Annotated in this window: 20 protein-coding genes; 12 read left to right on the top strand and 8 right to left on the bottom strand. The window is 70.6% G+C overall.

Going from position 1 to position 23,852, the window contains the following annotated elements; genetic code table 11:
• The first annotated feature begins 266 nt into the window (after nt 1–266).
• The 4 genes from HH310_RS32315 to HH310_RS32300 all read left to right on the top strand — a co-directional run bounded on the left by HH310_RS32315 (nt 267) and on the right by HH310_RS32300 (nt 4,586).
• The gene (locus HH310_RS32315) at nt 267–923 is read left to right on the top strand and encodes a hypothetical protein (RefSeq protein WP_169179500.1); all 657 of its coding nucleotides are present in this window, start codon (nt 267–269) and stop codon (nt 921–923) included.
• 1,587 nt (nt 924–2,510) lie between these two features.
• Nucleotides 2,511–3,236: an ABC transporter ATP-binding protein gene (locus HH310_RS32310; RefSeq protein ID WP_169179499.1), complete on the top strand. Its 726-nt coding sequence runs from the start codon at nt 2,511–2,513 to the stop codon at nt 3,234–3,236.
• The gene (locus HH310_RS32305; protein WP_169179498.1) at nt 3,233–3,970 is read left to right on the top strand and encodes an ABC transporter permease; all 738 of its coding nucleotides are present in this window, start codon (nt 3,233–3,235) and stop codon (nt 3,968–3,970) included. Before HH310_RS32310 ends, HH310_RS32305 begins: the two co-directional genes overlap by 4 nt.
• Before the next feature lie 10 nt (nt 3,971–3,980).
• Nucleotides 3,981–4,586, top strand: coding sequence for a TetR family transcriptional regulator (locus tag HH310_RS32300; protein ID WP_169179497.1), 606 nt, complete (start codon nt 3,981–3,983; stop codon nt 4,584–4,586).
• Here the strand turns inward: HH310_RS32300 and HH310_RS32295 are convergent.
• Entirely contained in the window at nt 4,583–5,308 is a 726-nt protein-coding gene (locus HH310_RS32295) for a DUF2470 domain-containing protein (RefSeq protein WP_169179496.1), read from the bottom strand. The two genes, HH310_RS32300 and HH310_RS32295, sit on opposite strands and share 4 nt — an antisense overlap.
• A 93-nt stretch (nt 5,309–5,401) precedes the next feature.
• Between HH310_RS32295 and rpsD the strand changes: the two genes are divergently transcribed.
• A complete protein-coding gene (gene rpsD / locus HH310_RS32290; protein ID WP_169179495.1) occupies nt 5,402–6,010 on the top strand; it encodes a 30S ribosomal protein S4 in 609 nt (202 codons plus the stop codon).
• On the opposite strand, the gene HH310_RS32285 is transcribed toward rpsD, so the two are convergent.
• Together HH310_RS32285 and HH310_RS32280 are read right to left on the bottom strand one after the other, a co-directional pair.
• Complete coding sequence (locus HH310_RS32285; protein ID WP_169179494.1) at nt 6,007–7,770, bottom strand: ABC transporter ATP-binding protein; 1,764 nt, start codon at nt 7,768–7,770, stop codon at nt 6,007–6,009. The two genes, rpsD and HH310_RS32285, sit on opposite strands and share 4 nt — an antisense overlap.
• A complete protein-coding gene (locus tag HH310_RS32280) occupies nt 7,767–9,551 on the bottom strand; it encodes an ABC transporter ATP-binding protein (protein ID WP_211192870.1) in 1,785 nt (594 codons plus the stop codon). Before HH310_RS32280 ends, HH310_RS32285 begins: the two co-directional genes overlap by 4 nt.
• Before the next feature lie 109 nt (nt 9,552–9,660).
• Here HH310_RS32280 and HH310_RS32275 point away from each other — a divergent pair, with 109 nt between their 5' ends.
• Together HH310_RS32275 and HH310_RS32270 are read left to right on the top strand one after the other, a co-directional pair.
• Nucleotides 9,661–10,287, top strand: coding sequence for a TIGR03085 family metal-binding protein (locus HH310_RS32275; protein ID WP_169179493.1), 627 nt, complete (start codon nt 9,661–9,663; stop codon nt 10,285–10,287).
• A 67-nt stretch (nt 10,288–10,354) separates the two neighbouring features.
• A complete protein-coding gene (locus HH310_RS32270; protein ID WP_169179492.1) occupies nt 10,355–11,641 on the top strand; it encodes an amino acid permease in 1,287 nt (428 codons plus the stop codon).
• Here HH310_RS32270 and HH310_RS32265 read toward each other — a convergent pair.
• Nucleotides 11,533–12,978 carry a PLP-dependent aminotransferase family protein gene (locus tag HH310_RS32265; RefSeq protein ID WP_169179491.1) on the bottom strand — a complete coding sequence of 482 codons (1,446 nt, stop codon included), beginning with the start codon at nt 12,976–12,978 and terminating at the stop codon, nt 11,533–11,535. The two genes, HH310_RS32270 and HH310_RS32265, sit on opposite strands and share 109 nt — an antisense overlap.
• Before the next feature lie 239 nt (nt 12,979–13,217).
• Here HH310_RS32265 and HH310_RS32260 point away from each other — a divergent pair, with 239 nt between their 5' ends.
• Nucleotides 13,218–14,435, top strand: coding sequence for an MFS transporter (locus HH310_RS32260; protein WP_169179490.1), 1,218 nt, complete (start codon nt 13,218–13,220; stop codon nt 14,433–14,435).
• 146 nt (nt 14,436–14,581) lie between these two features.
• Entirely contained in the window at nt 14,582–16,405 is a 1,824-nt protein-coding gene (locus HH310_RS32255; protein WP_169179489.1) for a long-chain fatty acid--CoA ligase, read from the top strand.
• A 419-nt stretch (nt 16,406–16,824) separates the two neighbouring features.
• Here the strand turns inward: HH310_RS32255 and HH310_RS32250 are convergent, their stop codons facing one another.
• Nucleotides 16,825–18,279, bottom strand: a complete 1,455-nt coding sequence (locus HH310_RS32250) for a PLP-dependent aminotransferase family protein (RefSeq protein ID WP_169179488.1) — start codon at nt 18,277–18,279, stop codon at nt 16,825–16,827.
• 59 nt (nt 18,280–18,338) lie between these two features.
• Between HH310_RS32250 and HH310_RS32245 the strand changes: the two genes are divergently transcribed.
• Together HH310_RS32245 and HH310_RS32240 are read left to right on the top strand one after the other, a co-directional pair.
• Nucleotides 18,339–18,956, top strand: coding sequence for a YitT family protein (locus HH310_RS32245; RefSeq protein WP_169179487.1), 618 nt, complete (start codon nt 18,339–18,341; stop codon nt 18,954–18,956).
• Nucleotides 18,957–19,054: 98 nt separating this feature from the next.
• On the top strand, nt 19,055–19,483 hold the full coding sequence (locus tag HH310_RS32240; protein WP_169179486.1) for a hypothetical protein: 429 nt from the start codon (nt 19,055–19,057) through the stop codon (nt 19,481–19,483).
• 7 nt (nt 19,484–19,490) lie between these two features.
• On the opposite strand, the gene hisF is transcribed toward HH310_RS32240, so the two are convergent.
• The gene (gene hisF / locus HH310_RS32235) at nt 19,491–20,243 is read right to left on the bottom strand and encodes an imidazole glycerol phosphate synthase subunit HisF (RefSeq protein WP_169179485.1); all 753 of its coding nucleotides are present in this window, start codon (nt 20,241–20,243) and stop codon (nt 19,491–19,493) included.
• A gap of 1,044 nt (nt 20,244–21,287) precedes the next feature.
• On the bottom strand, nt 21,288–22,190 hold the full coding sequence (locus HH310_RS32230; protein ID WP_169179484.1) for an EamA family transporter: 903 nt from the start codon (nt 22,188–22,190) through the stop codon (nt 21,288–21,290).
• Nucleotides 22,191–22,263: 73 nt separating this feature from the next.
• On the opposite strand from HH310_RS32230, the gene HH310_RS32225 reads away from it, so the two are divergent.
• A complete protein-coding gene (locus HH310_RS32225; protein ID WP_169179483.1) occupies nt 22,264–23,181 on the top strand; it encodes a LysR family transcriptional regulator in 918 nt (305 codons plus the stop codon).
• On the opposite strand, the gene priA is transcribed toward HH310_RS32225, so the two are convergent.
• Nucleotides 23,136–23,852 carry a bifunctional 1-(5-phosphoribosyl)-5-((5-phosphoribosylamino)methylideneamino)imidazole-4-carboxamide isomerase/phosphoribosylanthranilate isomerase PriA gene (gene priA, locus HH310_RS32220; protein ID WP_169179482.1) on the bottom strand — a complete coding sequence of 239 codons (717 nt, stop codon included), beginning with the start codon at nt 23,850–23,852 and terminating at the stop codon, nt 23,136–23,138. The genes HH310_RS32225 and priA overlap by 46 nt on opposite strands.

Genomic DNA, 23,852 nt, shown 5'->3' with positions numbered 1-23,852 from the left:
CCTCGGGTTCACCCACGTCAGGCGTGTCTTCCTCAGGTTCGCCCACCTCAGGTTCGCCCACCTCGGGCGCGTCCACTTTGGGTTCGCCGACTTCAGCTACGCCCACGTCAGGTTCACCTACCTCAGGCGCGTCCGCCTTGGGTTCGCCCGCCTTGGGCGCGTCCGCGTCGCGAGCGTCCACGCCGGGTGCGTCCACATCAGCCACGCCTGTCTCGGGGGCGTCCGCGTCAGGCGTATCCGCGACGGGTGGTCTCATACCGGGTGGCGTGACTGGCGGTCTGAGCGGTGCTATCGGCAGCCCCGTGGCGTCCGCGCCGGTTTCCGGGAACGCCTACGGCCAGCCGCCGACATACGTGCCCGGTCTCCCCGATCCGTCCTCCGGCCCGGTCTCCGGACTCCCCGCGCCGCGGCCGGCCTCTCCTTCTCCGCTCTCCCCGGCTGCCGGCACCGCGTCGGTGATCGCCCCGGCCACCGCAGCGCCGCCGGCCGACGCGAACACGGACGAGGATCTCACCACTCGGCGCACCCCGTCTCCGCGCCGTTCGGCAAGCCTGGAGGACGCCGAACCGGCCCATCGCGGCCGCCGCGCCGCCCCCGACCCGGACGATGACTTCGACGACGACCCGCCGCTCCGCCCGGGCGACGTGGCCGAGGGCCAGATCGCCTTCTGGGACGACGAGGCAACCGACCACTTCCGCGCCGCCTGGCACGAGGTGAAGGCCGAGTTCGTCGACGACCCGGTCACGGCATTGACCAGGGCCCACGACCTGCTGACCGACGCCGTGAACGAGCTGACCGAGGCCCTGCTCGCCGAACGCGACGAGCTGGACCCCTTGCGCGGCACAGCCACCCCCGACACGGAGAGCATGCGCATGGCAATGCGCGGCTACCGAGAGTTCCTGGACCGCATCCTGGCCCTCTAACCCAGGGTCACGCTCGCCCTGGAGCGCGACGTGGGTGGCCGCCCGGACGGGCTGCCGCCGCTCGCGCTGGGAGCTGTGGCGCGCTGGGCAGCCACGGCGGCGCCGGCGCGGCGAACGCAAAGTGCCGCCGGTTACGCACCGACGTCTGGCGCGGCTGGGCAGCCATGGCGGCGCCGGTGCGGCAAAAGCAAGTGCCGCCCGTTACGCACCGAAATGTGGCACGCTGGGCAACCATGGCGGCGCCGGTGCGGCAAAAGCAAGTGCCGCCCGTTACGCACCGAAATGTGGCACGCTGGGCAACCATGGCGGCGCCGGTGCGGCAAAAGCAAGTGCCGCCGGTTGCGCTGCGCTGGGTGGCGCGCTTGGCGATCATGGCGGCGGGAGTGGGTGGAAGGTGAGAGCCTCGCGTTGCGTTATTCGCCTGGCTCGTCGCGCGGGCGTGGCGTTTGCTTGATGGGCTCGGCGGTCGATCCCGCGATGTGGACAACCATGCCGCATCGTGGACTTTTGCGAATCTTGGAGAGTTGCGCCCATATTTGAACCACAACTCTCCAAGGTTCGCTTCACGCCGGGAAAACCGCGTGTACAAAAGCCGTATTGAGGGACAAATGGTTGGCCACAATGGATGGTCATCCCACATTGTGGACTTGAATTCACGATGTGGACGCCGTTCCCAGCAGGCGGGCGACCGTCCCGAGTAGTGGAACGCTGCGCCGCTCGGCACGGCCGCCCGCCGCCCGCAGCGGCGAGCCACCGCTGCCGCCCGCAAAATCGGATACCCAGATAGCCGGAAATATCGGATATGAGCAGGCGACACGACCGGCGGCAACCGGAGCAACGGGGGAAGCCGGCGCCGCCACCGCTCTGCAGATCATCAACCGCGGCCCGCCGCAGACCGCAAGCGGCGCTGGGCAGCATGACCATGCACCACGCCGCCATGGCCGCCCACAGCAACCAGCCACCAACCGCAAGCGGCGCCACGCAGCATGACCATGCACCACGCCGCCATGGCCACCCACAGCAACCAGCCACGAACCGCAAGCGGCACCACCCAGCACGACCACCCGCCACCCCGCCATGGCCGCCCACCGCAACCAGCCGCGGGCCGCAAGCGGCGCCACGCAGCATGACCATGCACCACGCCGCCATGGCCACCCACAGCGACCAGCCACAAACCGCAAGCGGCACCACCCAGCACGACCACCCGCCACCCCGCCACGGCCACCCACAGCGACCAGCCACAAACCGCAAGCGGCACCACCCAGCACGACCACCCGCCACCCCGCCACGGCCACCCACCACAACCAGCCACAGACCGCAAGCGGCACCACCCAGCACGACCACGCACCACCACGCCACGGCCACCCAAAGCAGCCAGCGACGAACCGCAAGCGGCGCCACGGCCGCAGAAGCGATCGAGCGCCAGCCCCGTCTCGAACTGAACGGCGTGACCCGCGTGCGGCGCAGGCCTGGGCGCCGGGTGGGTCCGGTTCGGGTAATTCAACGGGTGGTGAGATCTGGCGTTGACCCGGGGGCGGGAATTCATCTAGCGTTGATTTCAACGACTGGTGAATTGGAGGGGCATCGATGGAGAACGCGATCGCGGTCACCGGCCTCGTCGTGGATCGCGGGCGGCGGCGGGTGCTGCACGGCATCGACTGTGCGGTTCCGGCGGGCAGCGTCACCGGGCTCCTCGGGCCCAGTGGCAGCGGCAAGACCACCCTCATCAGGGCGATCGTCGGGGTGCAGATCGTCCGGGCCGGCACGGTCACCGTGCTGGGCAAGCCGGCCGGCAGCGCCGCCCTCAGGCACGCGGTCGGCTATGTCACGCAGGCCCCGAGCATCTACGCCGACCTCTCGGTGCGGGAGAACGCCCGCTACTTCGCCTCCCTGTACGGCTTGAGCGCCACCCACGCGGACGCCGCGATCGCCGACGTCGGGCTGGCGAGCGCGCAGGGCCAGCTGGTCGGCAACCTCTCCGGCGGGCAGCGCAGCCGCGCCTCGCTGGCCTGCGCGCTGATCGGCACCCCCAGGCTGCTGGTGCTGGACGAGCCCACCGTCGGGCAGGATCCGGTGCTGCGCGCCGACCTGTGGGCCAAGTTCCACGCCCTGGCCGCGAGCGGCACCACGCTGCTGGTCTCCAGCCACGTGATGGACGAGGCCGGGCGCTGCGACCGGCTGCTGCTGATCCGCGAGGGGCGCCTGGTCGGCGACGACACGCCGGCCGCGATCCGGGCGCTGGCGGGCACCGACGACCTCGAAGAAGCCTTCCTTCATCTGATCCGCAACCAGGACGAGGCGGTGCCGGCATGAGCCTGAGAATCACGCTGCACACGACCGCGCGCATTCTGCGTCAGTTGCGCCACGACCGGCGTACCGTGGCGCTCCTGATCGTGGTTCCGGCTTTGCTGCTGGCTCTGCTCTATTTCATGTACGACGGGTCGGGCGGCACCTTCGACCGGATCGCCCTGATCATGCTGGGCATCTTCCCGTTCGTGATCATGTTTCTGGTGACCAGCATCGCGATGTTGCGGGAGCGCACCACCGGCACGCTGGAACGCCTGCTCACCACGCCGCTGGGCAAGCTCGACCTGCTGTTCGGCTACGGGCTGGCGTTCGGGCTCGCCGCCGCCGTCCAAGGGGCGGTCGCCACCGCCGCCGCGTACTGGCTGCTGGGTCTGGAAACCACCGGCCACGCCGGACTGGTCGTGCTGATCGCCGTGATCAACGCGGTGCTCGGGGTGGCGCTGGGGTTGCTGTGCAGTGCCTTCGCCCGCACCGAGTTCCAGGCCGTACAGTTCTTACCGGTGGTCGTCGTCCCGCAGGTGCTGCTCTGCGGCCTGTTCGTGTCGCGCGCGCAGATGGCGGGCTGGCTCGAGGCGATCAGCAACGTGCTGCCGCTGACGTACGCGGTGGACGCGCTGGTCGAGGTCGGCCGCCATTCCGAAGCCACCACGGCGATGTGGCGTGACCTGGTCATCGTCGCGGGGGCCGCGGTCGTCGCGCTCGTCCTGGCCGCCGCGACGCTGCGGCGGCGTACACCCTAGGAGCCTTTCTTTGGTACGCAGAAGCGGGCGGCGCCCCGGCAATCAGGACACCAGGCAGTCCATCCTGGAGGCCGCCCGCAGCACGTTCGCCGAGAAGGGCTACGACAACGCGTCGATCCGGGCGATCGCGGCGAGTGCCGAGGTCGATCCGGCACTGGTGCACCACTATTTCGGCACCAAGGAAAAGCTGTTCCTGGCCACCATGAACGCGCCGATCAACCCGGGTGAGCTGATCCCGCAGGCCCTCGACGGCCCGCGCGAGCAGGCCGGCGAGCGGCTGGTGCGGATGGCCTTGACGGTGTGGGACTCGCCGGCCGGCACGGCGGCGCTCGCGGTCTTCCGCTCGGCGTTGAGCAACGAGTGGACCGCGCGGCTGCTGCGCGAGTTCGTGGTCACCCAGATCCTGCGGCGCGCGATCGGCGAGCTGGTCACCGATCCGGCCGAGGCGCCGATGCGCTCGGCGCTGGTGGCCACCCAGATCGCCGGGATCCTGGTGCCGCGTTACGTGCTGCGGATCGAGCCGCTGGCGAGCGCCGACCCGGAGATTCTGGTGGCCGCGCTGGGTCCCAACGTGCAACGTTTCCTGGCCGACCCGCTGCCCGGGGTCTTCGGCTAGGAACCGCAGCGGGGGCAGAACACCGGGTGCAGCAGGTGCGCCAGGTCGTGCCGGTCGGTCACCGGGCGGGGAAACACCAGCCGGGCCACCTTGTCGTCGAGCTCGACCATGAAGCCGTAGCGGTCCATCCGGAGCACGCGCGGCTCGGCGGCCGGCTGGAACGCGGACCCCAGGTGCTTGCGGACGTAGGCGCTGATCGCCGCCCGGTGGTGGTCGGCCAGATCCGCGATCAGGTCGAACTCGCACAGCCGCAGCGGGTCCGGCGCCGCCTCGGTGAACTCGTCCGGGTCGATCTCGGTCAGCTTCTCGTCGCGCTCGTGGCGCACCTCGGAGACGCCCATCCGGTGCAGCACCTGACCGGTGCCGACGTCCAGCAGGTCGCCGGTGGCGTCGATCTCGGCGTAGTCCAGCGCGGCCATCCGCGCCTCGTCACCCTCGAGCAGCGAAGCGAAGCCGGAGACCCACACCCGGCCCAGGGACGGCGAGCCGGGCATCGGCGGGACGTCCGAAATGTCCAGAACCATCGCGGTGTCGTCGGCGCCGTCCCGTGGCCGCAACGCGGAAGCGAGAGCCCCGTCCGAAGGCGAAAGCAGCAGCACCCGGCCCTTCGCGTCGGTCACGTGGCGCACCGGGAGCGAGCCCGGTCCGTACGCGACGTGCGCCACCGCGGGCAGGTGGCCGGCCGCGAGCGTGCGCGCGACCTCGGCGGGAGTGGGCTGCATGGTGGGAACCTCCGGACACCGGTTAGGCTAGCCTTAGTAAGGTGAGGCTACCGTAACAAAGGCCTCAAGCATCGTGTGACTCTCGGAGACTTAGTGAACAACTCTCGGCCCAAGGCCAAGCTCTCTCGCGCCCTCGGCATCCCGCTGACTCAGAAGACCGTGAAGTACTTCGAGAAGCGGCCGTTCCCGCCGGGCGTGCACGGGCGATCGCGGCGCAAGACCTCGGATTACCAGGTGCGGCTGCTGGAGAAGCAGCGGCTCCGCCACCAATACAACATCAGCGAGGCGCAGATGCGCCGCGCGTATGACGACGCTCACCGCGGCGAGGGCAAGACCGGCGAGACCATGGTCAGCCTGCTCGAACGCCGGCTCGACGCCGTCGTGGTCCGGGCCGGCCTGGCCCGGACCATCTACCAGGCCCGGCAGCTCGTCGTGCACGGCCACTTCATGGTCGACGGCCGGAAGGTCGACCGGCCGAGCTTCCGGCTCAAGCCGGGACAGGTCGTCGAGGTGCGCGAACGCAGCCGGGAGAAGCCCCCCTTCCAGATCGCCGCGACCGGCGCCCACCTGGACGGCCCGTCCGCTCCCTACCTGTCGACGGCGGTCGAGGAGTTGCGCACCACGCTGCTGCGCAACCCGGAGCGCAAGGAGATCCCGGTCCTCTGCGACGAGCAGCTGGTCGTCGAGTTCTACGCCCGCTAGCGGGTCTGCTCGAGCCAGCTCGCGTACAGGCGGGCGTAGATCGAGCCTTCCTCGGTGACGAGTGATGAGTGCGGGCCGCGTTGCACCACGCGGCCCGCGTCCACCACGATCACCTCGTCGGCGGCCTGCGCGGTGGACAGCCGGTGCGCGATCGCCACCGTCGTCCGCCCGCGGGTCACCATGTCGAGCGCGCGCTGGATCCGCACCTCGGTGGCCGGGTCGACCGCACTGGTCGCCTCGTCCAGCACCAGAAGATCAGGATCGGCCACGTACGCCCGTACGAGCGCGACGAGTTGCCTCTCGCCCACGCTGAGCGCCTCGCCGCGTTCGCCCACCGGGGTTTCGAGTCCGTTGGGCAGCCCGGACACCCAGTCCTCCAGCCCCAGCTCGGTGAACGCCCCGGCCAGCCGCGCGTCGGACAGATCGGGCGCCGCGAACCGGATGTTCTCGGCGATCGTGGCGTCGAACAGGAACCCGTCCTGCGGCACCATCACGACCCGCGAGCGCAGCGAGGAGAACTTCACCGACGACAGCGGCGTCCCGGACAACTCGACGTCGCCGTCCACCGGGTCCATCAGCCGGGTGAGCAGCTTCGCGAACGTCGTCTTACCGCTTCCGGTCTCGCCGACGACGGCCACCTTGGTCCGCGGCTCGATGGCGAGATCCACGTCGGCCAGCACGATCGGCCCGCCCGGGTACCGGAACGACACGTCGCGGAAGCGCACCGACAACGGCCCGGCCGGCAGGTCCACACCCGCATCGTCCGGGTCGGCCACGTCCGGCCGCAGGTCGAGCACGTCCAGCACCCGCCGCCAGCCGGCCACCGCGTTCTGCGCCTCGTTCAGCATGTCGGTGGCGATCTGCACCGGCTGGATGAACAGCGTGACCAGGAACAGGAACGCGGTCAGCTCGCCCACGCTGAGCCGGCCGTGCACGCCCAGCAGCACGCCGACCACGACCACCGCGGCCATCGCCAGCCCGGCCCCGATCTCGCCCGAAGAGAAGCTGGTCACGCTGGTGCGCAGCGCCTTCTGCTGACCGACGCGGAGCCGCTCGATCGCGGTGTCCAGGCGGCGTTCGGTGCGGTCGCCCACCCCGTACGCGCGGATGACCATGGCACCGACCACGCTCTCGGCGACCGCGCCCAGCATCACGCCGGTCCGCTCGCGCACCGCGCGATAGACCGCGGCCAGCCTCTTCTGGAACAGCCGGATCACCGCGACCGACGGCCCGAACGAGAACAGCACGACCAGCGCGAGCTGCCACGAGTAGACGAACATGACCACGGTGGACACGATGAGCTGGCCGGAGGCGAGCAGCATCTGCACGCCGCCGAACTGCAGGAAGATCGAGATCTGGTCGATGTCGCTGGTCACCCGCGACACCATCGAGCCGCGCCGCTCGGACTGCTGGTGCAGCATCGACAGGTCGTGGATGTGCCGGAACGTACGCGACCGCAGCGCGCCCAGCGCGGTCTCGCTGACCGTGAACAGCCGCCGGGTCATCAGGTAGCCGGCGGCCGTCGAGACCAGCAGCGCGGCCGCGGTGACGAGCACCACCTCCAGCACGTACGACAGATCGGGTCCGCCGGCCGCCCGGATGCCGTGGTCGATGCCCTGCTGGATGGCGATCGGCACGGTGACCCGGCCGCCCATCTGCACGAGGGCCAGCGCGATCGTGCCGGCCAGCCCGGGCCGCAGTTCGGGCGAGAGCCGGACGCCCCGCCGGACGGTGGCGAGCGTGCCGTCGGTCGCGGTCATGCCTCGGCCCTTTCCGCTTCAGCTTTTTCGTACGCCGTGACCAGGTCCGCGTATCCGGCGTGGTTCGCCAGCAGCGACGCGTGCGTGCCGGTCGCCACGACCTTGCCCTGTTCCAGGTAGACCACCTCGTCGGCGAGCGCGATGGTCGCCCGCCGGTAGGCCACCACCAGGATCGACGCGCCCGCGTCCCGGGTCCGCAGCGCGGCCAGGATCGCCGCCTCCACGCGCGGGTCGACAGCGCTCGTGGCGTCGTCCAGCACCAGCAGCCGCGGGTGCCCGGCCAGCGCCCGGGCCAGCGTGATGCGCTGCCGCTGCCCGCCGGACAGCGACGTACCCCGCTCGCCCACCGCGGTGTCGAGCTGCTCGGGCAGCTTGGTCACGAAACTGTCGGCCTGGGCGAGCCGCAGCGCCCGCCACGCGTCCTCGTCGCCGAGGCCCTCGCGGTCCAGCGTCACGTTCCCGCGGACGCTGTCGTCGAACACGAACGGGATCTGCGGGACCAGCGCGGACGTACTCGTCAGCGACACCTCGGTCAGCGACGGCAACGCGACGTCGTCCAGCGTGATCCGGCCGCCGACCGGGTCGAGCAGCCGCACGGCGAGCGCCGCGATGGTCGACTTCCCGGAGCCGGTCGCGCCGACCAGCGCCACGGTCTTGCCCGGCGGCACGGCGAAGGACACATCACGCAACACGAGCGGACCATCGGCGTACGCGAAATCGACGCCCTCGAACCGCAACGTGGCCGGGTCGCCGCGGGACAGCGCGACCGAACCGTAGGTGAGGTCGCCGGTGGCCGACAGCACCGCCTGCACCCGGTCCCACCCGGCCACGCTGCGCGGCAGCTCGCCGACCACCCAGCCGATCGCGCGCACCGGGAACGCCAGCACCGTGAACAGGAACGACACGAAGACGACGTCGGCCACGCTGACCGCGCCGGCTTGTAAGCGCCAGGCGCCGAGCAGCAGGACGGCGAGCGTGCCGAAGCTGGGCAACGCGTCCATGACCGGGTCGAACAGGCCGCGCAGCCGGCCCACCGAGATCAGCGAATCGCGCAGTTCGGTGACGAACACCCCGAACCGGTTCGATTCGTCCTCCTCGCGGCCCATCGTCTTGACCACCAGCGCGCCGTCGAAGCTCTCGTGCGCGACCGCGCTGACCTTCGCCCGCATCTGCTGGACGCGGATCTGGCGCGGCGCCATATAGCGCGAGTAGACGACGTTCACCCCGAACAGCAGCGGGAACAGGGCCACGCCGACCAGCGCGAGCACCCAGTCGGTGAGGAACAGCGCGACCAGCGCACCGACGATCATCACGACCGTGCCGACCGCGAACGGCAGCGGCGCGATCGGCGAGAACGAGGACTCCACATCGGAGTTCGCGTTCGACAGCAGGGTGCCGGTCGAGTGCTGCTGGTGCCAGGACGGCGGCAGCGACAGGTACCGGCGGGTGACCGCCCGGCGGTAGCGCGCCTGCAGCCGGAACTGCATGAACCCGGCGCCCAGCCGGCGACCGAAGATGCTGCCGACGCGCAGCGCGCTGATGCCGAGAAAGACCGCGGCGATCACCGCCAGGTCGTCGGCGCCGGCCTTGCCGTCGGTGAAGGCCGGTACCACGACGTGGCCGGTCACCCAGCCCACCAGGTACGAGTTCGCGATGATCAGCAATCCGAAGACGCTGCTGCCGACGACTCCGACGGTGAACAGGCGCGGCTCTTTGCGGATCGCCTGCCCGAGCACCCAGAGTCCTCGTCCCAGCACGTCCCGGCCGGCCCTGCCACCCAATTGTCCACCTGACTGGTAAGCGTTCGCCGGCGATCCCGGCCTTACCGATCCATCCTGCCGAACGGCCGCGCCCGTTCACACCCGTGAACATGTGTCTAGCATCACGGAGGTGAACTCCTATGCGAAGCTCGAGCGGCGGCAGCTGGCGGATCTGCTGGAGAAACTCGGCCCGGACGTTCCCACTCTCTGTGAAGGATGGACCACCCGGGACCTCGCCGCCCACCTCGTCGTCCGGGAACGCCGGCCGGACGCCGTCGTCGGCAACTACGTGCGCCCGCTGCGCGAGCACGGCGAGAACGTGCGCCTGGCCAAAGCCGCACAGGCGTACGCGGCCGTCCTGCAGGAGTTCCGCCGGCCGCCGCGGTGGAGCCCGGTCAGCAACCCGCTGGTCGACGAGCTCACCAACTCCGGCGAGTTCTTCATCCACCACGAGGACGCGCGGCGCGGCCAGCCCGGATGGGAGCCGCGGACCCTGGACCCGGGCCAGGAGCAGGCCCTCTGGCGCACCCTGAAGATCACCGGGAAGATCGCGCTGCGCCGGCTCGGGGTCCCGGCGGCGATCAAGGCGGACGGCTTCGGCGAGTTCGTCGTGGGCGGCGAGCCGCAGGTCACGATCTCCGGGCCGCCCGGGGAGCTGACGTTGTTCCTGTCCGGGCGGCAGCGGGCCGCGCGGGTTTCGGTGTCCGGCGAGGACGGTCCCTCACAGAGGGTGCAAAAGGCGCGTCTCGGGTTCTGATTGGCCCAATCAAGTCGGTCCGGATTGGCCCAGATCACGAGGCCAATCCGGCCATAGTGTTGCGCGTGTGAAGCAACTATCCGTCGCGCAAGGCACCGCCCTGGCCGTCGGCGCCGTCCTCGGCACCGGTGTGCTGTCCATGCCCGCTCTCGCGGCCGACGTCGCCGGGCCCGCCTCGCTGGTCGCGTGGCTCGCCCTGATCGTCCTGTCCGCGCCGCTGGCCTGGACGTTCGCGGCGCTCGGCGCGCGACATCCGGACGGCGGCGGCGTGTCCACCTACGTGCGGCTGGCGTTCGGCCCGCGCGCCGCCGCCGCGGTCGGCTGGTGCTTCTACTTCGCGGTCCCGCTCGGCGCCCCGGCGGCCGCCGCGTTCGCCGGCAACTACGTCGAGTCGGTGGTCGGCGGCGGCCGCACCACCGTGCTGATCGTGTTCTTCGGCATGGTCGCCGCCGTCTTCGCGATGAACTGGTTCGGCCTGCGCGTCTCCGGCCGGGTCCAGCTCGTGCTCGCCGCCGTACTGGCCACGCTGCTGCTGATCACGGTGATCACGGCGCTGCCGCACGCCCGCTGGTCGAACCTGACCCCGTTCGCCCCGGCCGGCTGGGCCGGCATCGGCTCGGCCGCCGCGGTCCTGGTCTGGGGCTTCGCCGGCTGGGAGGCGATCTCGCCGCTGTCCGCCGAATATCGCAACCCGCGCCGCGACGTGCCCCGGGCCACCGCGATCGCGGTGGTCGTGGTCGGCGTGCTGTATCTCGGGATCGCCACCACCAGCGTCCTCGTGCTCGGCCCGGAGCTGGGCGGCAGCCCGGCGCCGCTGGCCGATCTGCTCGCGATCGGCACCGGCGGCCCGGTGCGGCTGCTCACCGCGATCGTGGCGGTGCTGCTCACGCTCGGCGCGATCAACGCGTACTTCGCCGGCGCGTCGCAGCTCGGCGCGGCGCTGGCCCGCAACGACGCGCTGCCGCGGTGGCTCACCGGGACGCCGCGCAGGTCGCTGACCGTCGCGGCGATCGGCAGTGTGCTCGCGGTGTTCCTGCCGATCGCGCTGCACACCACGATGCTGCTGGTGACCGGCTGCTTCACGCTGGTCTACGTGTTCGGGACGGCGGCCGCGATCCGGTTGCTGCCGGGCGGCCGGGACCGGATCGGCGCGGGCGTGGCGTTCTGCGCGGTCGTCGGGCTGCTCTGGCTCACCGGGTGGCCGGCGCTGCTCAGCCTCGTGGTGGCCGCCGGGGCGGTCGGCTATCAGGCGTGGCGGGCCAGAATCGCCGCGAAGAGGGCCATCCCCTCGTCGATCAGCGACGCGTCGACGGCCCCGAACCCGAACACGAAGCCGGCCTGCGTCGTCGAATAGTCGCGGAGGTCGTTCACCGCGCCGGCCCGCGTCGTCGAATAGTCGCGGAGGTTCTCCACGGCAAGGCCGGCTCGGGCCGCCTCGGCGACGACGGGGGCGGGGTCGGCCCGGGCCAGGGCCGTGACGTGCAGACCCGCCGAGGAAGGAATCACCACAAGAGACGAAATTTCACGCAAAGCGCGGACAATTGCGGCGTGGCGTGACCCGTACTCCTTGCTCGCCTTACGCACATGCCGCGCCAACTGACCCTCGTCGATGAACCGGGCAAGCGCCGCCTGCACCGCCGTCTGCCCGTACCCGTCGGACACCTGCCGCGCGGCCACCACCGCGTCCCGCAGCCCGCCCGGTACCAGCGCGAACCCGGTCCGGATCGCCGGCACCATGCTCTTCGAGAACGTCCCGACGTACAGCACCCGCCCGTGAGTATCGAGGCTGACCAGCGGTTCCAGCGGCCGCGCCGAGAACCGGAACTCGCTGTCGTAGTCGTCCTCGACGATCGCGGCGCTGCGTCCGGCGGCCCAGGCGAGCAGCTCCCGTCGCCGGCCCAGGGACATCGCGCCACCCAGCGGAAATTGGTGCGACGGGGTGGCGTACACCAGCTTGGTCTGGGGTGGCAGAGCCGTCACCACCAGGCCTTCCTCGTCGACCGGCACGCCCACGACCCGGCATCCCATCGCCTGGAACAGCCGTCGCGGCGGCGGATAGCCCGGCTCCTCGACGGCCACGATGTCACCCGGCGTGAGCAACACCCGTCCGATCAGATCAAGCGCGTGCTGCGTCCCGTTGGTGACCACGACATCGTCGCCACGAGTCTTAATACCCCGAGATATACCGACATATCGCGCAATAGCGTTGCGTAGCGCGGGCTGTCCGGACGGTTCCGCATAGGTGCCCGGGCTGTTCGCGCGCAGCCGCAACTCCGCCGCCACCAGCCGCCGCCACGCATCGAACGGGAACAGCCCCGCATCCGGGATCCCGGTCCGGAAGTCGTACCGCGGCGCCACCCCGTTTCCGCTGGTCGGCAACGGTGTGAGCGGCCAGCTCGCGCGCGGCCGCAACGGATCCACCACACTGCGCGCCGCCCGCGGCCCACCGGAAGCGACGGATGCCACGAACGTCCCCGAACCCACCCGCGCCGTCAGATATCCCTCCGCCACCAGCCTCTCGTACGCGATCGCCACGCTCCCCCGCGCCACCCCGAGATCGGCCGCGAGCACCCGCGTCGGCGGCACCCGTTCCCCCACCGGCAGCCGTCCGTCCACGATGGCCTCCCGCAACGCCCGGTACACGAGCACGGTCTTCGCACCGGTGCCGTCGAGCCGGATGACCAGATCCATAAAGCCCATTAAATACGGGATTTACGAAGAGTCCCGAACGTTGCGCCTGCTCCAGGCGTGTCCGCACGGCCATACGCGGCCGCCGGGCCGGCGAGCCGCCGGACGAGGGCCGTGCCGGATTGACGTCAGTCGAAGAGCCGATATCTCATGCATTACATATCCTGCGTCAGGTGACCAAGGCGTGGCGGAGCGTGGTGATCCCTCGACCGCGTGCGGCCCCGCCCCGGAGGGAACCACCGGTGACCAGCCTCTGGCAGAACCGCGAGTTCAATCTGCTGTGGAGCAGCCAGTCGCTGTCCGACCTGGGCGGAACCATCGCCCAGCTGGCGGTTCCGCTGCTCGTGCTGGAGGTGACCGACTCGGCGGTGCTGGCCGGCGCGGTCGGCACCGCCGCCCAGGTGGCGAAGGTGCTCGCCCGCCTGCCCTCGGGCGTGCTCGCCGACCTGGTCAACCGCCGCCGCACGATGCTGATCTGCGACGTCATCCGGCTGTTCGCGTTCGCGGTGCTGACCGCCGCGGTCGCCACCGGGCACGCCGGGCTCGCCCTGATCACGATCGTGGCCGTGGTGGACGCCGCGTGCGGCTCGCTGTTCAACACCACCGAGCACGCCGCGCTGCGCAGCATCGTCCCGGCCCGGCAACTGCCCGACGCCGTGGCCCGCAACGAGGCGCGCAGCTACGGCACCACGCTGGCCGGCCCGCCGCTGGGCGGTCTGCTGTTCGGGGTCACGCACGCGCTGCCCTTCCTCGGCAACGCCCTGTCCTATCTGGTCTCGCTGATCGGCATCACAATGATCCGCAAGCCGCTGCAGGCCGCCCGGCGCGAACCGCCCGCCGGGCACGCCGCCGCGCTGGCCGAGGGGCTGCGTTTCGTCTTCACCAACCCGTTCCTGCGGGCCGTCGTGGTGATCGCCGCGCCGCTGAACCTGGCCCTGACCGGCACCACCTTCACGATCATCCTGACCCTGCAGCACCACCGGGTGGAGCCCGGCGTGATCGGTCTGACCGAGACGATCATCGGGGTCGGCGGCCTGGCCGGGGCGTTCGCGGCACCCCTGCTGCAGCGGGTGTGGCCGTTCGCGAAGCTGATCCGCTACATCTGCTGGGCCGCCACCGGGGTGATCGCGCTGAGCGCGCTGTTCACCGCGACGCTGGCCGCGGCCGTCCCGGTGGCCCTGGCCGTCTTCCTCGGCCCCTCCTGCAACGCGGCCCTCTTCGGCTACCAGGCCGCGATCACCCCGGACCGGCTGCAGGGCCGGGTTCTGAGCGTGATCTTCCTCGCCGCCATGTCGGTCGCGACCGTCGCGCCGCTGCTCGCCGGGGTGCTGGTCACGACGTTGTCAAGCGAGGTCGCCGTCTTATTCTTCGCAGCGGTCGTAACAATCTCCGGGTTGACCGCGACATTCGCGCCCGGCATTCGCACGATGCGCCCACTCGAAGGGGCAGCTCGGGCCTGAGCGGCAGATACACTCCAATCACAGGTTTGTCCCCGATCATTTAGCACGGAATATTTGCACCGAGTCGCTGGCCCTTGGGCGGCGTATTCAATACTCTCCGGTAACACCGTTGTCATTCCCCCGGACCAGCAATGAAGGCGGCGCCGATGGCTCTCGAGGCTCCATACCGGTCGATCCCCGACATGTTCCTGAAGCGCGTGGCGGCCACGCCGAACGGTCAAGCGTTCGCGGTGCCCAACGCCGACGACACGGGGATGGTCTGGCACACCTGGGGACAGGTGGGCGACCAGGCGAAGGCGATCGCGGCCGGCCTGCGCGACCTGGGCATCGGCCTGGAGGACCGGGTTTCCATCCTGTCCGGCACGCGGTATGAGTGGCTGCTCGTCGACATCGCCATCATGCTGGCCGGCGGTGCGACGACCACGGTCTACCCGACGACCGAGCCGGAGGACGCGGGCTACATCATCGCGAACTCCGGGTCGAAGGTGCTGGTCGCGGAGAACGCGAAGCAGGCCCTGAAGATCTCCGGCATGGACACCAGCGTGACGCACGTGGTGCTGATCGACGGCCCGGCCGACGCCGGCGCCACCCCGCCGCAGGTCACGCTCGCCGAGCTGGCGGAGCGCGGGGCACGCACGCTGCGCGAGAGACCCACGCTCGTCGAGGATGTCGTGGCGGGCATCGGTCCCGAGCATCTGGCGACCCTCATCTACACCTCGGGCACCACGGGACGGCCCAAGGGCGTACGGCTGCTGCATCGCAGTTGGGTCTGGCAGGGCGTCGCCCAGGAGGGTCTGGGCCTGTTCAGCGCGACCGACCTGCACTACCTGTGGCTGCCGCTGTCGCACTCGTTCGGCAAGTCGCTGATCTGCGGCATCATCCACGTGGGCACCCCGACGTACGTGGACGGCCGCGTCGACAAGCTGGTCGACATGCTGTCGGTGGTGCGGCCGACGCTGATGTGTGCCGCCCCGCGCATCTTCGAGAAGGTCTACAACCGAGCCGTCACCACCGCGCTGGCCGGCGGCGGGGCCAAGGCCAAGATCTTCCAGTGGGCGGTCGCCACCGGCAAGCAGAAGGTGGCGCTGGAGCAGGCGGGCCGTTCGATGCCCGCGGGCCTCAAACTCAAGTACGCGGTGGCCGAGCGGCTGGTGTTCGCCAAGCTCCAGGCCCGGCTCGGCGGCCGGATCAGCATTCTGGTCAGCGGTTCGGCGCCGCTCAGCCGCGAGATCTCCGAGTTCTTCGCGGCGGCCAACCTGCCCATCCTGGAGGGCTACGGCCTGACCGAGAGCAGCGCGGCGAACTTCGTGAACCGCCCGGAGAGCCTCAAGATCGGCACGGTCGGCCTGGCCATCGGCGACCTCGAATGCAAGATCGACACGGACGGCGAGATCCTGCTCCGCGGAACGCCCATCATGGAGGGCTACCACAACCTGCCGAAGGACACCGCCGAGGCGTTCACCGAGGACGGCTTCCTGCGCACCGGCGACATCGGCCAGCTCGACGCGAACGGCCTGCTGAGCGTCACCGACCGCAAGAAGGACCTGGTCAAGACGTCCGGCGGGAAATACATCGCGCCCTCGGCGATCGAGGGCATGTTCAAGGCGGTCTGCCCGTACACGTCGCAGGTCGTGGTGATCGGCCAGTCGCGCAACTTCGTGACGATGCTGGTGTCGCTGGACGAGGACGCGATCGCCGCATGGGCCGCGGGCAACGGGCTGGCCGGCAAGTCGTACGCGGAGGTGTGCGCGGCCCCGGAGACGCAGGCGATGGTCGAGGGGTATGTGAAGGCGCTCAACGAGAAGCTGAACCGCTGGGAGACCATCAAGAAGTTCGCGATCCTCCCGCGCGACCTCAGCATCGAGGCGGGCGAGATCACCCCGTCCATGAAGATCAAGCGCCGCAGCGTCGAGACCAACTTCGCCGACGAGATCAACCGCATGTACGAGGGTTCGCTGGCCCAGATCTGACCGCGGGGGTGTGGGGAACGGCGCCGCCCTGAGCGTCGCTGTTCCCCACACCCCGGGCCCGCACTGCACGTGTGGGGAACAGCGACGCCCCGGGCGTCCCGCCTCCCCACACCCACGCACCCGTGCCCAGGGTGTGGGGAACCACACCGCTCCGAGCGTCCCGCCTCCCCACACCCACGCACCCGTGCCCAGGGTGTGGGGAACCACGCCGCCCCGAGCGTCCCAACTCCCCACACCCACACCCACGCCCCCGCGCCCAGGGCGCGGGGAACCACGCCGCCCTGGGCGTCCCGACTCCCCACACTCACGCACCCGCACTCCAGGTGTGCCAAGCAGCGACGCGCCCAACGTCCGAACTCCTCACACCAACGCGCCCGCACTCCAGGTGTGGGAAGCGGCGACGCGCGGGCCGGCTCCGGTTACGCGATCACTGACGGGGTGCGCCACTCGGGGCGTGCGCCGCGGTCGAGGTCGTGGCGGACCGAGGCGATGCGGCGGACGGCCTCGGCCAAGTCGTCCGGGGCGAGCGTGAACGGCAATCGCAGGAAGCGTTCCATCGTGCCGTCCAGGCCGAAGCGCGGGCCGGGCGCCAGCCGCACGCCGACGTCCTCGGCCGCGCGGGCCAGCGCGCTGGAGATCGGGCCGTCGAGCTCGGCCCACAGGGTCAGGCCGCCGGGCGGCATCGCGAACGTCCACTCCGGCAGGTGCTCCCCGAGCGCCGCGATCAGGGCGGCGCGGCGGTCGCGGAGCTGGGCGCGGCGGGCCGCGACGATCTGCGACGACTGGCGTAGGAGCCGTACGGCGACGAGCTGTTCCAGCACCGGACTGGCCAGGTCGACGCCGACCCGGATCGCGGCCAGGCGCTGCACCAGCGGGGCCGACGCTCGCACCCAGCCGATCCGCAGGCCACCCCAGTACGCCTTGCTCATCCCGCCGATCGACACCACCCGGGAATGACGGTCGAACACGGCGACCGGAGGCGGCATCTCGTCGACGTCGAGCGCGAGGTCGACGAACGACTCGTCGACGACCAGTTCGGTGCCCGCGCTGTGTGCCGTGGCGACGAGCCGCTCGCGCAGGTCGGCCGCCATCAAGTGGCCGGTGGGGTTGTGGAACTCCGGGATCACGTACGTCAGGCGGGGTTTGGTCTGCCGCAGTGCGCCGAGCAGCATCTCGCCGTCCCAGCCGAACGCCGGGTCGATGCCGTGCGTGTTGATCCGGGCGCGGCGCGACGAGAGGGCGGCGAGCGCGTTCGGATATGTCGGCGCCTCCACGAGCACCGGCGAACCGGGGGGCACGCACAGGCGTACCACCAAATCGAGTGCTTGCTGGGTGCCCGCCGTGATCAGAATCTGCTCGGGTGAGGTGGTGACGCCACGGCCGGTGTAGAGCTCGGCGACCGCCTCGCGCAGCTCGACCAGGCCGGTCGGGTGGTAGCCCGCGGTGCCCAGATAGCGCGGCAGGTCGTCGGCGGCGGCGCGGGCGGCGGGCACCAGCTCGAGCGGCGCCCCCGAGGCCGCCACGCCCAGGTCGATCATGTCGAGGTCGTCGCCGGCCGCCCACAAGCCGGAGGTGGCCACCCGATGGCCGGACGGCAGGGTGGTCCAGCTCCCCGCGCCGCGCCGGCTGGTCAGATGGTCACTCTCGCGCAGGGCCCGGTACGCCGCGGAGACCGTGGTCCGGCTGATCCCCAGCGACTCGGCCAGCTCCCGCTCGGCCGGCATCCGGACGCCGAGAGGCAGCCGCCCGTCGGAGAGAAGCCCGCGCACCGCACCGGCCAGCGCGGCGTAATCCGGGCTTCGGTGACGACCGGGCAGGGAGTGCCACTGACCGAGTAAACGGGCCAATTGGCCCCCTCGTATCGTCGTGGTCACATCCACCTCCGTGAAATTGGCACTATTGCCACGTGCAATTGGCCTTCAGAGTGGCAGTCGTGCAGAGAACTGGCAACCTCACCCGACGTGTGATGCAACTCTTAGCCGGGCTGGTGCTCTATGGCGTCAGCATGGCGATCATGATCCGGTCGGGGCTGGGTCTGAGCCCCTGGGACGTCTTCCACCAGGGTTTGTCGAAGGTCACCGGGATCAGCTTCGGCACCGTGGTGATCCTGCTCGGCATCCCGATCCTGCTGCTCTGGATCCCGCTGCGGCAGCGGCCCGGGTGGGGCACGCTGGCGAACCTCGTGGTGATCGGCTTCGTGGTGGACTTCGCGCTGTCGGTGCTGCCGGCCGGGCACGCCCTCCCCGCCAAGATCGGGTATCTGGTCACCGGGATCCTGATGAACGGGCTGGCCACCGGGCTGTACATCGGCAGCCGCTTCGGGCCGGGACCGCGGGACGGCCTGATGACCGGGATCGCCGGGCGCTTCCCGCGGCTGTCGATCCGGCTGGTGCGCACCACGATCGAGGTGACGGTCCTCGCTGTGGGTTTCCTGCTCGGCGGTACGGCCGGGGTCGGCACCGTGGCGTACGCGCTGGCGATCGGTCCGCTGGTGCAGCTGTTCCTCCCGCTTTGCACTGTCGAACCGCGCCGTTTGTCCCTTGTGGAGTGATACTTTTTGCACCGCTCGTGACGTTTTTAGGACACAGCTTGGTGATCACCCGGACACATTTGCTTCCGGGGTCGCCGGGGGCACGGCATCATTGCGCCATGGGGGCCGGGGACTGGCAGTGGAACGACGCTTGGATCTTCGTGTCCGCGGTGATCGCCGAACGGATCGAGCGGGACAGGGCGATCGACGCCGCCCTGCCGATCACCGGGGCGAGCCTGGCCGAGGTCCTGGCCGCCGCCGACTTCCTGCACCACACCGTGCCGAACCGCGACGAGCTCGAGGAGTCGGTGCGCCGCCTGGCCGGCGCTGGCCTGCTGAACATCGAGGACGACCTGGTCCAGATCGCGCCGGCCGGTGAGCAGCTGTGGCGCACCCGCCCGTTCAGCGGCCTGTCCTCAGCGGTGATGACGCTGCAGGCGCAGTTGAACCGCGCGGCCCGGCCGGGTTCGCACGACTGGACGCTCGACCAGCAGACGTACAACGCGGCGCTGCGCGACTACCAGCACCGCCTGGCCGACGGTCGCTAGCGTCGCTTTATCGGACGGGGTGGCCGGCCTCGCGCAGGCTGTCCTTGACCTCGCCGACGGTCAGCTCTCCGAAGTGGAAGACGCTGGCCGCGAGCACGGCGTCGGCCCCGGCGGCCACGGCCGGCGGAAAATGCCCGACCGCGCCCGCACCGCCGCTGGCGATCACCGGGATGTCGACGACGGCCCGCACGGCCTCGATGAGCGGCAGGTCGAACCCGGCCTTGGTGCCGTCCGCGTCCATCGAGTTGAGCAGGATCTCCCCGGCCCCTCGCTGCGCGACCTCCCGGGCCCACTCGATCGCGTCCAGCCCGGCCCCGCGGCGGCCGCCGTGCGTGGTGACCTCCCAGCCGTTGCCGGCCCGGCGCACGTCCAGCGAGAGCACCAGCACCTGGTTCCCGAACCGCTCGGCGATCTCCCCGATCAGCTCGGGCCGCTTGATCGCCGCCGTGTTGACGCCCACCTTGTCGGCCCCGGCGCGCAGCAGCACGTCGACGTCGTCGGGCGAGCGCACCCCGCCCCCGACGGTCAGCGGGATGAAGACCGACTCGGCCGTGCGGCGCACCACGTCCAGCGTCGTACGGCGGTCGTCGGAGGAGGCGGTCACGTCCAGGAAGGTCAGCTCATCGGCACCGGCGGCGTCATAGGCGGCGGCCAGTTCCACGGGGTCACCGGCGTCGCGCAGGTCAACGAAGTTGACCCCCTTGACCACGCGCCCGGCGTCCACGTCCAGGCAAGGAATCACACGCACCGCCACCGTCATGCCGTTAAGCGTAGTGACCCGCTGGTGGAGCGGTGGCGTGCCGGGGGTCGCCTCGGCCGCGCCACCCCAGCGTCTCCCACGACTTGTTCACGGCGGCGGCCGCCCCGCACTCTGCGCCCGCGTCACTGGGCACGGCCCACCTGATCACTCATCCTCACCCTGCCCCGCTGAGCACGCCTCGCAGCCACCCGGTCACCCGACCTGCCGCCCCTCACCCCGGGTAAGCCCGCAGCCACCTGGTCATACAACCTGCCGCCCGTCACCCGACGCCACGGGGCACGCACCGCAGCCAGGCTGGCAACCACCCGGTCACCCAACGTGCCGCCCCTCACCCCACGCTACGGGGCACGCACCACAGCCAGGCCGGCAACCACCCGGTCACCCAACGTGCCGCCCCTCACCCCACGCCACGGGGCACGCACCACAGCCAGGCCGGCAACCACCCGGCCACCCGACCTGCCGCCCCTCACCCACGTCATTGGGCGTGCACTCGCCTGCGTCGCCAGGTTTCACCGCCTTCGTCCGTATTGTTCGCTGGGTCAACGCGCCCACGACCGAATTTCGGAGACCTTGGAGAGTTATGGCTCGTATGTGGGCGTAACTCTCCAAGGTCTCGAAATCAGTCATCGATTCGGGGTCACAAGCTGGCACAAATACGGACGAAGGCGTCGTCCACTTTGGATGATCGTCCGCCATCCGGGAGACCCTGACCGAATAGTGAGACGTCGGCGCGTGCGGGCAACAACCGCCGGCCCCGCCGCCAAGTCTTCTCCACCCTAAAACGGGATATATGCGGATAAAGCGCAACGCGAGGATGGGCACGATCCGCAGCATGGCCAGCCCGCGTGGCCGGCAGCGGGCTTCTGGAGGAAGGAGGTCAGCGGGCGGCCACCGGCGCCCGGGTCAGGTCGGGCTGCGGGCCGCCGCCGGCTCCGGAGTCAGGTCGAGCCACGGGCCGCCGCCGACTCCCCAGTCAGGTCGGGCCGCGGGCCGCCGCCAGCCCCCGGGTCAGGTCGGGCCGGACGCGGTCGCCAGCCCCCCGGATCAGGTCGGGCCGGACGCGGTCGCCAGCTCCCGGGGCACGTCGGGGCGGGGGCTGACGGCGGTGCGCTTCAAGCCCAGCAAGATGCCGCCCACCACCAAGACGCCACCCACCACGTCCAACGCGTGGATTCGCTCCCCGAGGAACACGGCCGCTGACGCCATGCCGAAGAACGGGACCAGCATGGAGAACGGGGCGACCGTTGCGGAGGCGTACCGGCGCAAGAGGAAACCCCAGCCGGCGAATCCCGCGAGTGTCGAGATCAGCGCGACGTAAAGCAAAGCCAGGACAGCCTCTGGATCGATCGCGCGCAGCGCGGCGACGTCCGCGGCGGGACCGTCGAACGTCAGCGAGAGCAGGATCAACGGGCCGGACGCGACGGCGCTCACCCAGATCATGAAGCGCAGCGTGTCCGGCGGGGACGCCTTGCGGGTGGCGATGTTCGAGAGGCCCCACGCCGCCGCCGCGCCGACGATCAGCAGGAACGCGCCCAAGTTGGTGCCGCTTCGGGTGGCCACCACGATGATGCCGGCGAACGCCACGGCCAGGCCGGTCACCTGGAGGGCGCGCGGCCGTTCGCGCAGCAGCAGCACCGCGAACACCGTGGTGAACACCGCCTGGGCCTGCAGAACCAGCGAGCTCAGACCGGCCGGCATGCCCGCCGCCATCCCGGCGAACAGCAGCGAGAACTTCGTGACGCCCAGGACCAGCCCGACCGCGATGATCCAGCGCCACGGCACCTGGGGTCGGCCGGCGAACAATAACGCGGGGAACGCCGCCAGCGTGAAGCGCAACGCGTTGAACAGCAGGGGCGGAAAATGGTCCAGGCCGGTCTCGATGACGACGAAGTTGAATCCCCAGATCGCCATCACCACGACGGCCAGAGCGATGTCGCGCGGTTTCATGTGCCCCAGCCTCGCGGCCACCAACAGTTAAGCACCAGCGAAATTTCCTACACCGACGATGTAGAGTCGCTGCATGATTGATCTGGGCCGTCTCCGGGCTTTGCATGCCGTGGCCAGCTACGGAACGGTGCTGGCCGCCGGGGAAGCATTGCACTGCACGCCGTCGGCCGTGTCGCAGCAGCTCGCCAAGCTCGAACGGGAGACCGGCGCCACGCTCATCGAGAAGGACGGGCGGCGGCTGCGGCTGACCGAGGCCGGCCGGGTGCTGGCGGCGCACGCCGAGCGGGTGCTGTCCACGGTGGACGAGGCGGAGGCGGCGCTGGCCGCGCATCGCGATACGGTGATGGGACGGCTCACGGTGGCGGCGTTCGCGACGGCGTGCCGGGCGCTCCTGCCGTACGCGTTGCACCGCCTGGAAAGCGAGCATCCGCAACTGGCGACCGGCTTGGTCGAGGTGAATCCGCACGAGGGCCTCGACATGCTGCATCGCGGCCACGTCGACATGGCCGTGCTGGACGACTGGCCGGAGGCCGCGCTGCACTATCCGGCCGGCATCGCCCACGTGAAGCTGGGCTGGGACGTGGCCGACCTGATCGTGCCGAGCGGTCACCGGCTGAGCGGCACCACCACGCTGGCCAAGGCGAGCAAGGAGCGGTGGATCTCGGCGAAGGCCGGCGACATCTGCCACGAGTGGCTGCTGCGGGTGTTGCCGGGTGTGCAACCCGACTTCCACGTCGGCGAGTTCGAGACGCAACTGACGCTGATCGCGGCGGGGCTCGGGGTGGCGATGATCCCGCGCTTGGCGCGGCCCGCCGAGCTTCCTTCGGGCGTACGCGTCGTGCGGGTGACCCCGGAGCCCAAGCGTCAGGTCGTGCTCGCCTGGCGGGATGCGTCAGCGGCCCGCCCGGCCATCAGGGCCGCCGAGAAGGCGCTGAGCGAATCCTTTCAGAGGGCGTCGAGCGCCTCCCGCACCGTGAAAGCCCCGGCGTAAAGCGCTTTCCCGGCGATCACCCCTTCGACACCGAGCGACTCCAGGGCCGCCAGCGCACGCAGATCGTCCAGGGTGGACACTCCACCGCTCGCGATGACCGGCTTGTCGGTGGCGGCGCACACCTCACGGAGCAGGTCGAGGTTCGGCCCGCGCATCGTGCCGTCCTTAGTAATATCTGTCACGACATATCGTGACGCGCCCGCTTTGTCCAAGCGCGCCAACACCTCGTACAGGTCCCCGCCGTCCTTGGTCCAGCCGCGCGCCGACAGCGTCCGCCCGCGCACGTCGAGGCCGATCGCCACCCGCTCGCCATACGACGCGACAACGCGATCACACCACTCCGGATTCTCCAGCGCGGCGGTGCCGATGTTGACCCGGGTCGCCCCGGTTTCCAGCGCGCGGGTCAGCGACTCGTCGTCCCGGATGCCGCCGGACAACTCGACCTTGACGTCCAGGCGCCGCACCACATCCTTGAGCAGCGACGCGTTCGACCCCCGCCCGAACGCCGCGTCCAGATCCACCAGATGCACCCATTCGGCCCCGTCATTCTGCCAGGCCAGCGCCGCCTGCAGCGGGTCACCGTACGCGGTCTCGGAACCGGCGGCGCCCTGCACGAGGCGTACGGCTTGGCCGTCGGCCACATCCACCGCGGGGAGCAGAGTCAGGGTCAT

This window comes from Actinoplanes sp. TBRC 11911 (genome assembly GCF_012933445.1).
In the GTDB taxonomy this organism is placed as follows: Bacteria; Actinomycetota; Actinomycetes; order Mycobacteriales; family Micromonosporaceae; genus Actinoplanes.
The sequence above is the reverse complement of the archived record's forward strand: the minus strand, read 5'-3'. Positions and strand labels throughout refer to the sequence as shown.

Bases quoted from the DNA above. Each gene is read 5' to 3' on its own strand.
- HH310_RS32240 (WP_169179486.1), top strand. From the start codon at position 19,055: ATGGGGGCCGGGGACTGGCAGTGGAACGACGCTTGGATCTTCGTGTCC.
- HH310_RS32230 (WP_169179484.1), bottom strand. From the start codon at position 22,190: ATGAAACCGCGCGACATCGCTCTGGCCGTCGTGGTGATGGCGATCTGG.
- HH310_RS32265 (WP_169179491.1), bottom strand. From the start codon at position 12,978: ATGGATCTGGTCATCCGGCTCGACGGCACCGGTGCGAAGACCGTGCTC.
- priA (WP_169179482.1), bottom strand. From the start codon at position 23,852: ATGACCCTGACTCTGCTCCCCGCGGTGGATGTGGCCGACGGCCAAGCC.
- HH310_RS32295 (WP_169179496.1), bottom strand. From the start codon at position 5,308: ATGCAGCCCACTCCCGCCGAGGTCGCGCGCACGCTCGCGGCCGGCCAC.
- HH310_RS32225 (WP_169179483.1), top strand. From the start codon at position 22,264: ATGATTGATCTGGGCCGTCTCCGGGCTTTGCATGCCGTGGCCAGCTAC.
- HH310_RS32305 (WP_169179498.1), top strand. From the start codon at position 3,233: ATGAGCCTGAGAATCACGCTGCACACGACCGCGCGCATTCTGCGTCAG.
- hisF (WP_169179485.1), bottom strand. From the start codon at position 20,243: ATGACGGTGGCGGTGCGTGTGATTCCTTGCCTGGACGTGGACGCCGGG.
- HH310_RS32255 (WP_169179489.1), top strand. From the start codon at position 14,582: ATGGCTCTCGAGGCTCCATACCGGTCGATCCCCGACATGTTCCTGAAG.
- HH310_RS32285 (WP_169179494.1), bottom strand. From the start codon at position 7,770: ATGACCGCGACCGACGGCACGCTCGCCACCGTCCGGCGGGGCGTCCGG.
- HH310_RS32310 (WP_169179499.1), top strand. From the start codon at position 2,511: ATGGAGAACGCGATCGCGGTCACCGGCCTCGTCGTGGATCGCGGGCGG.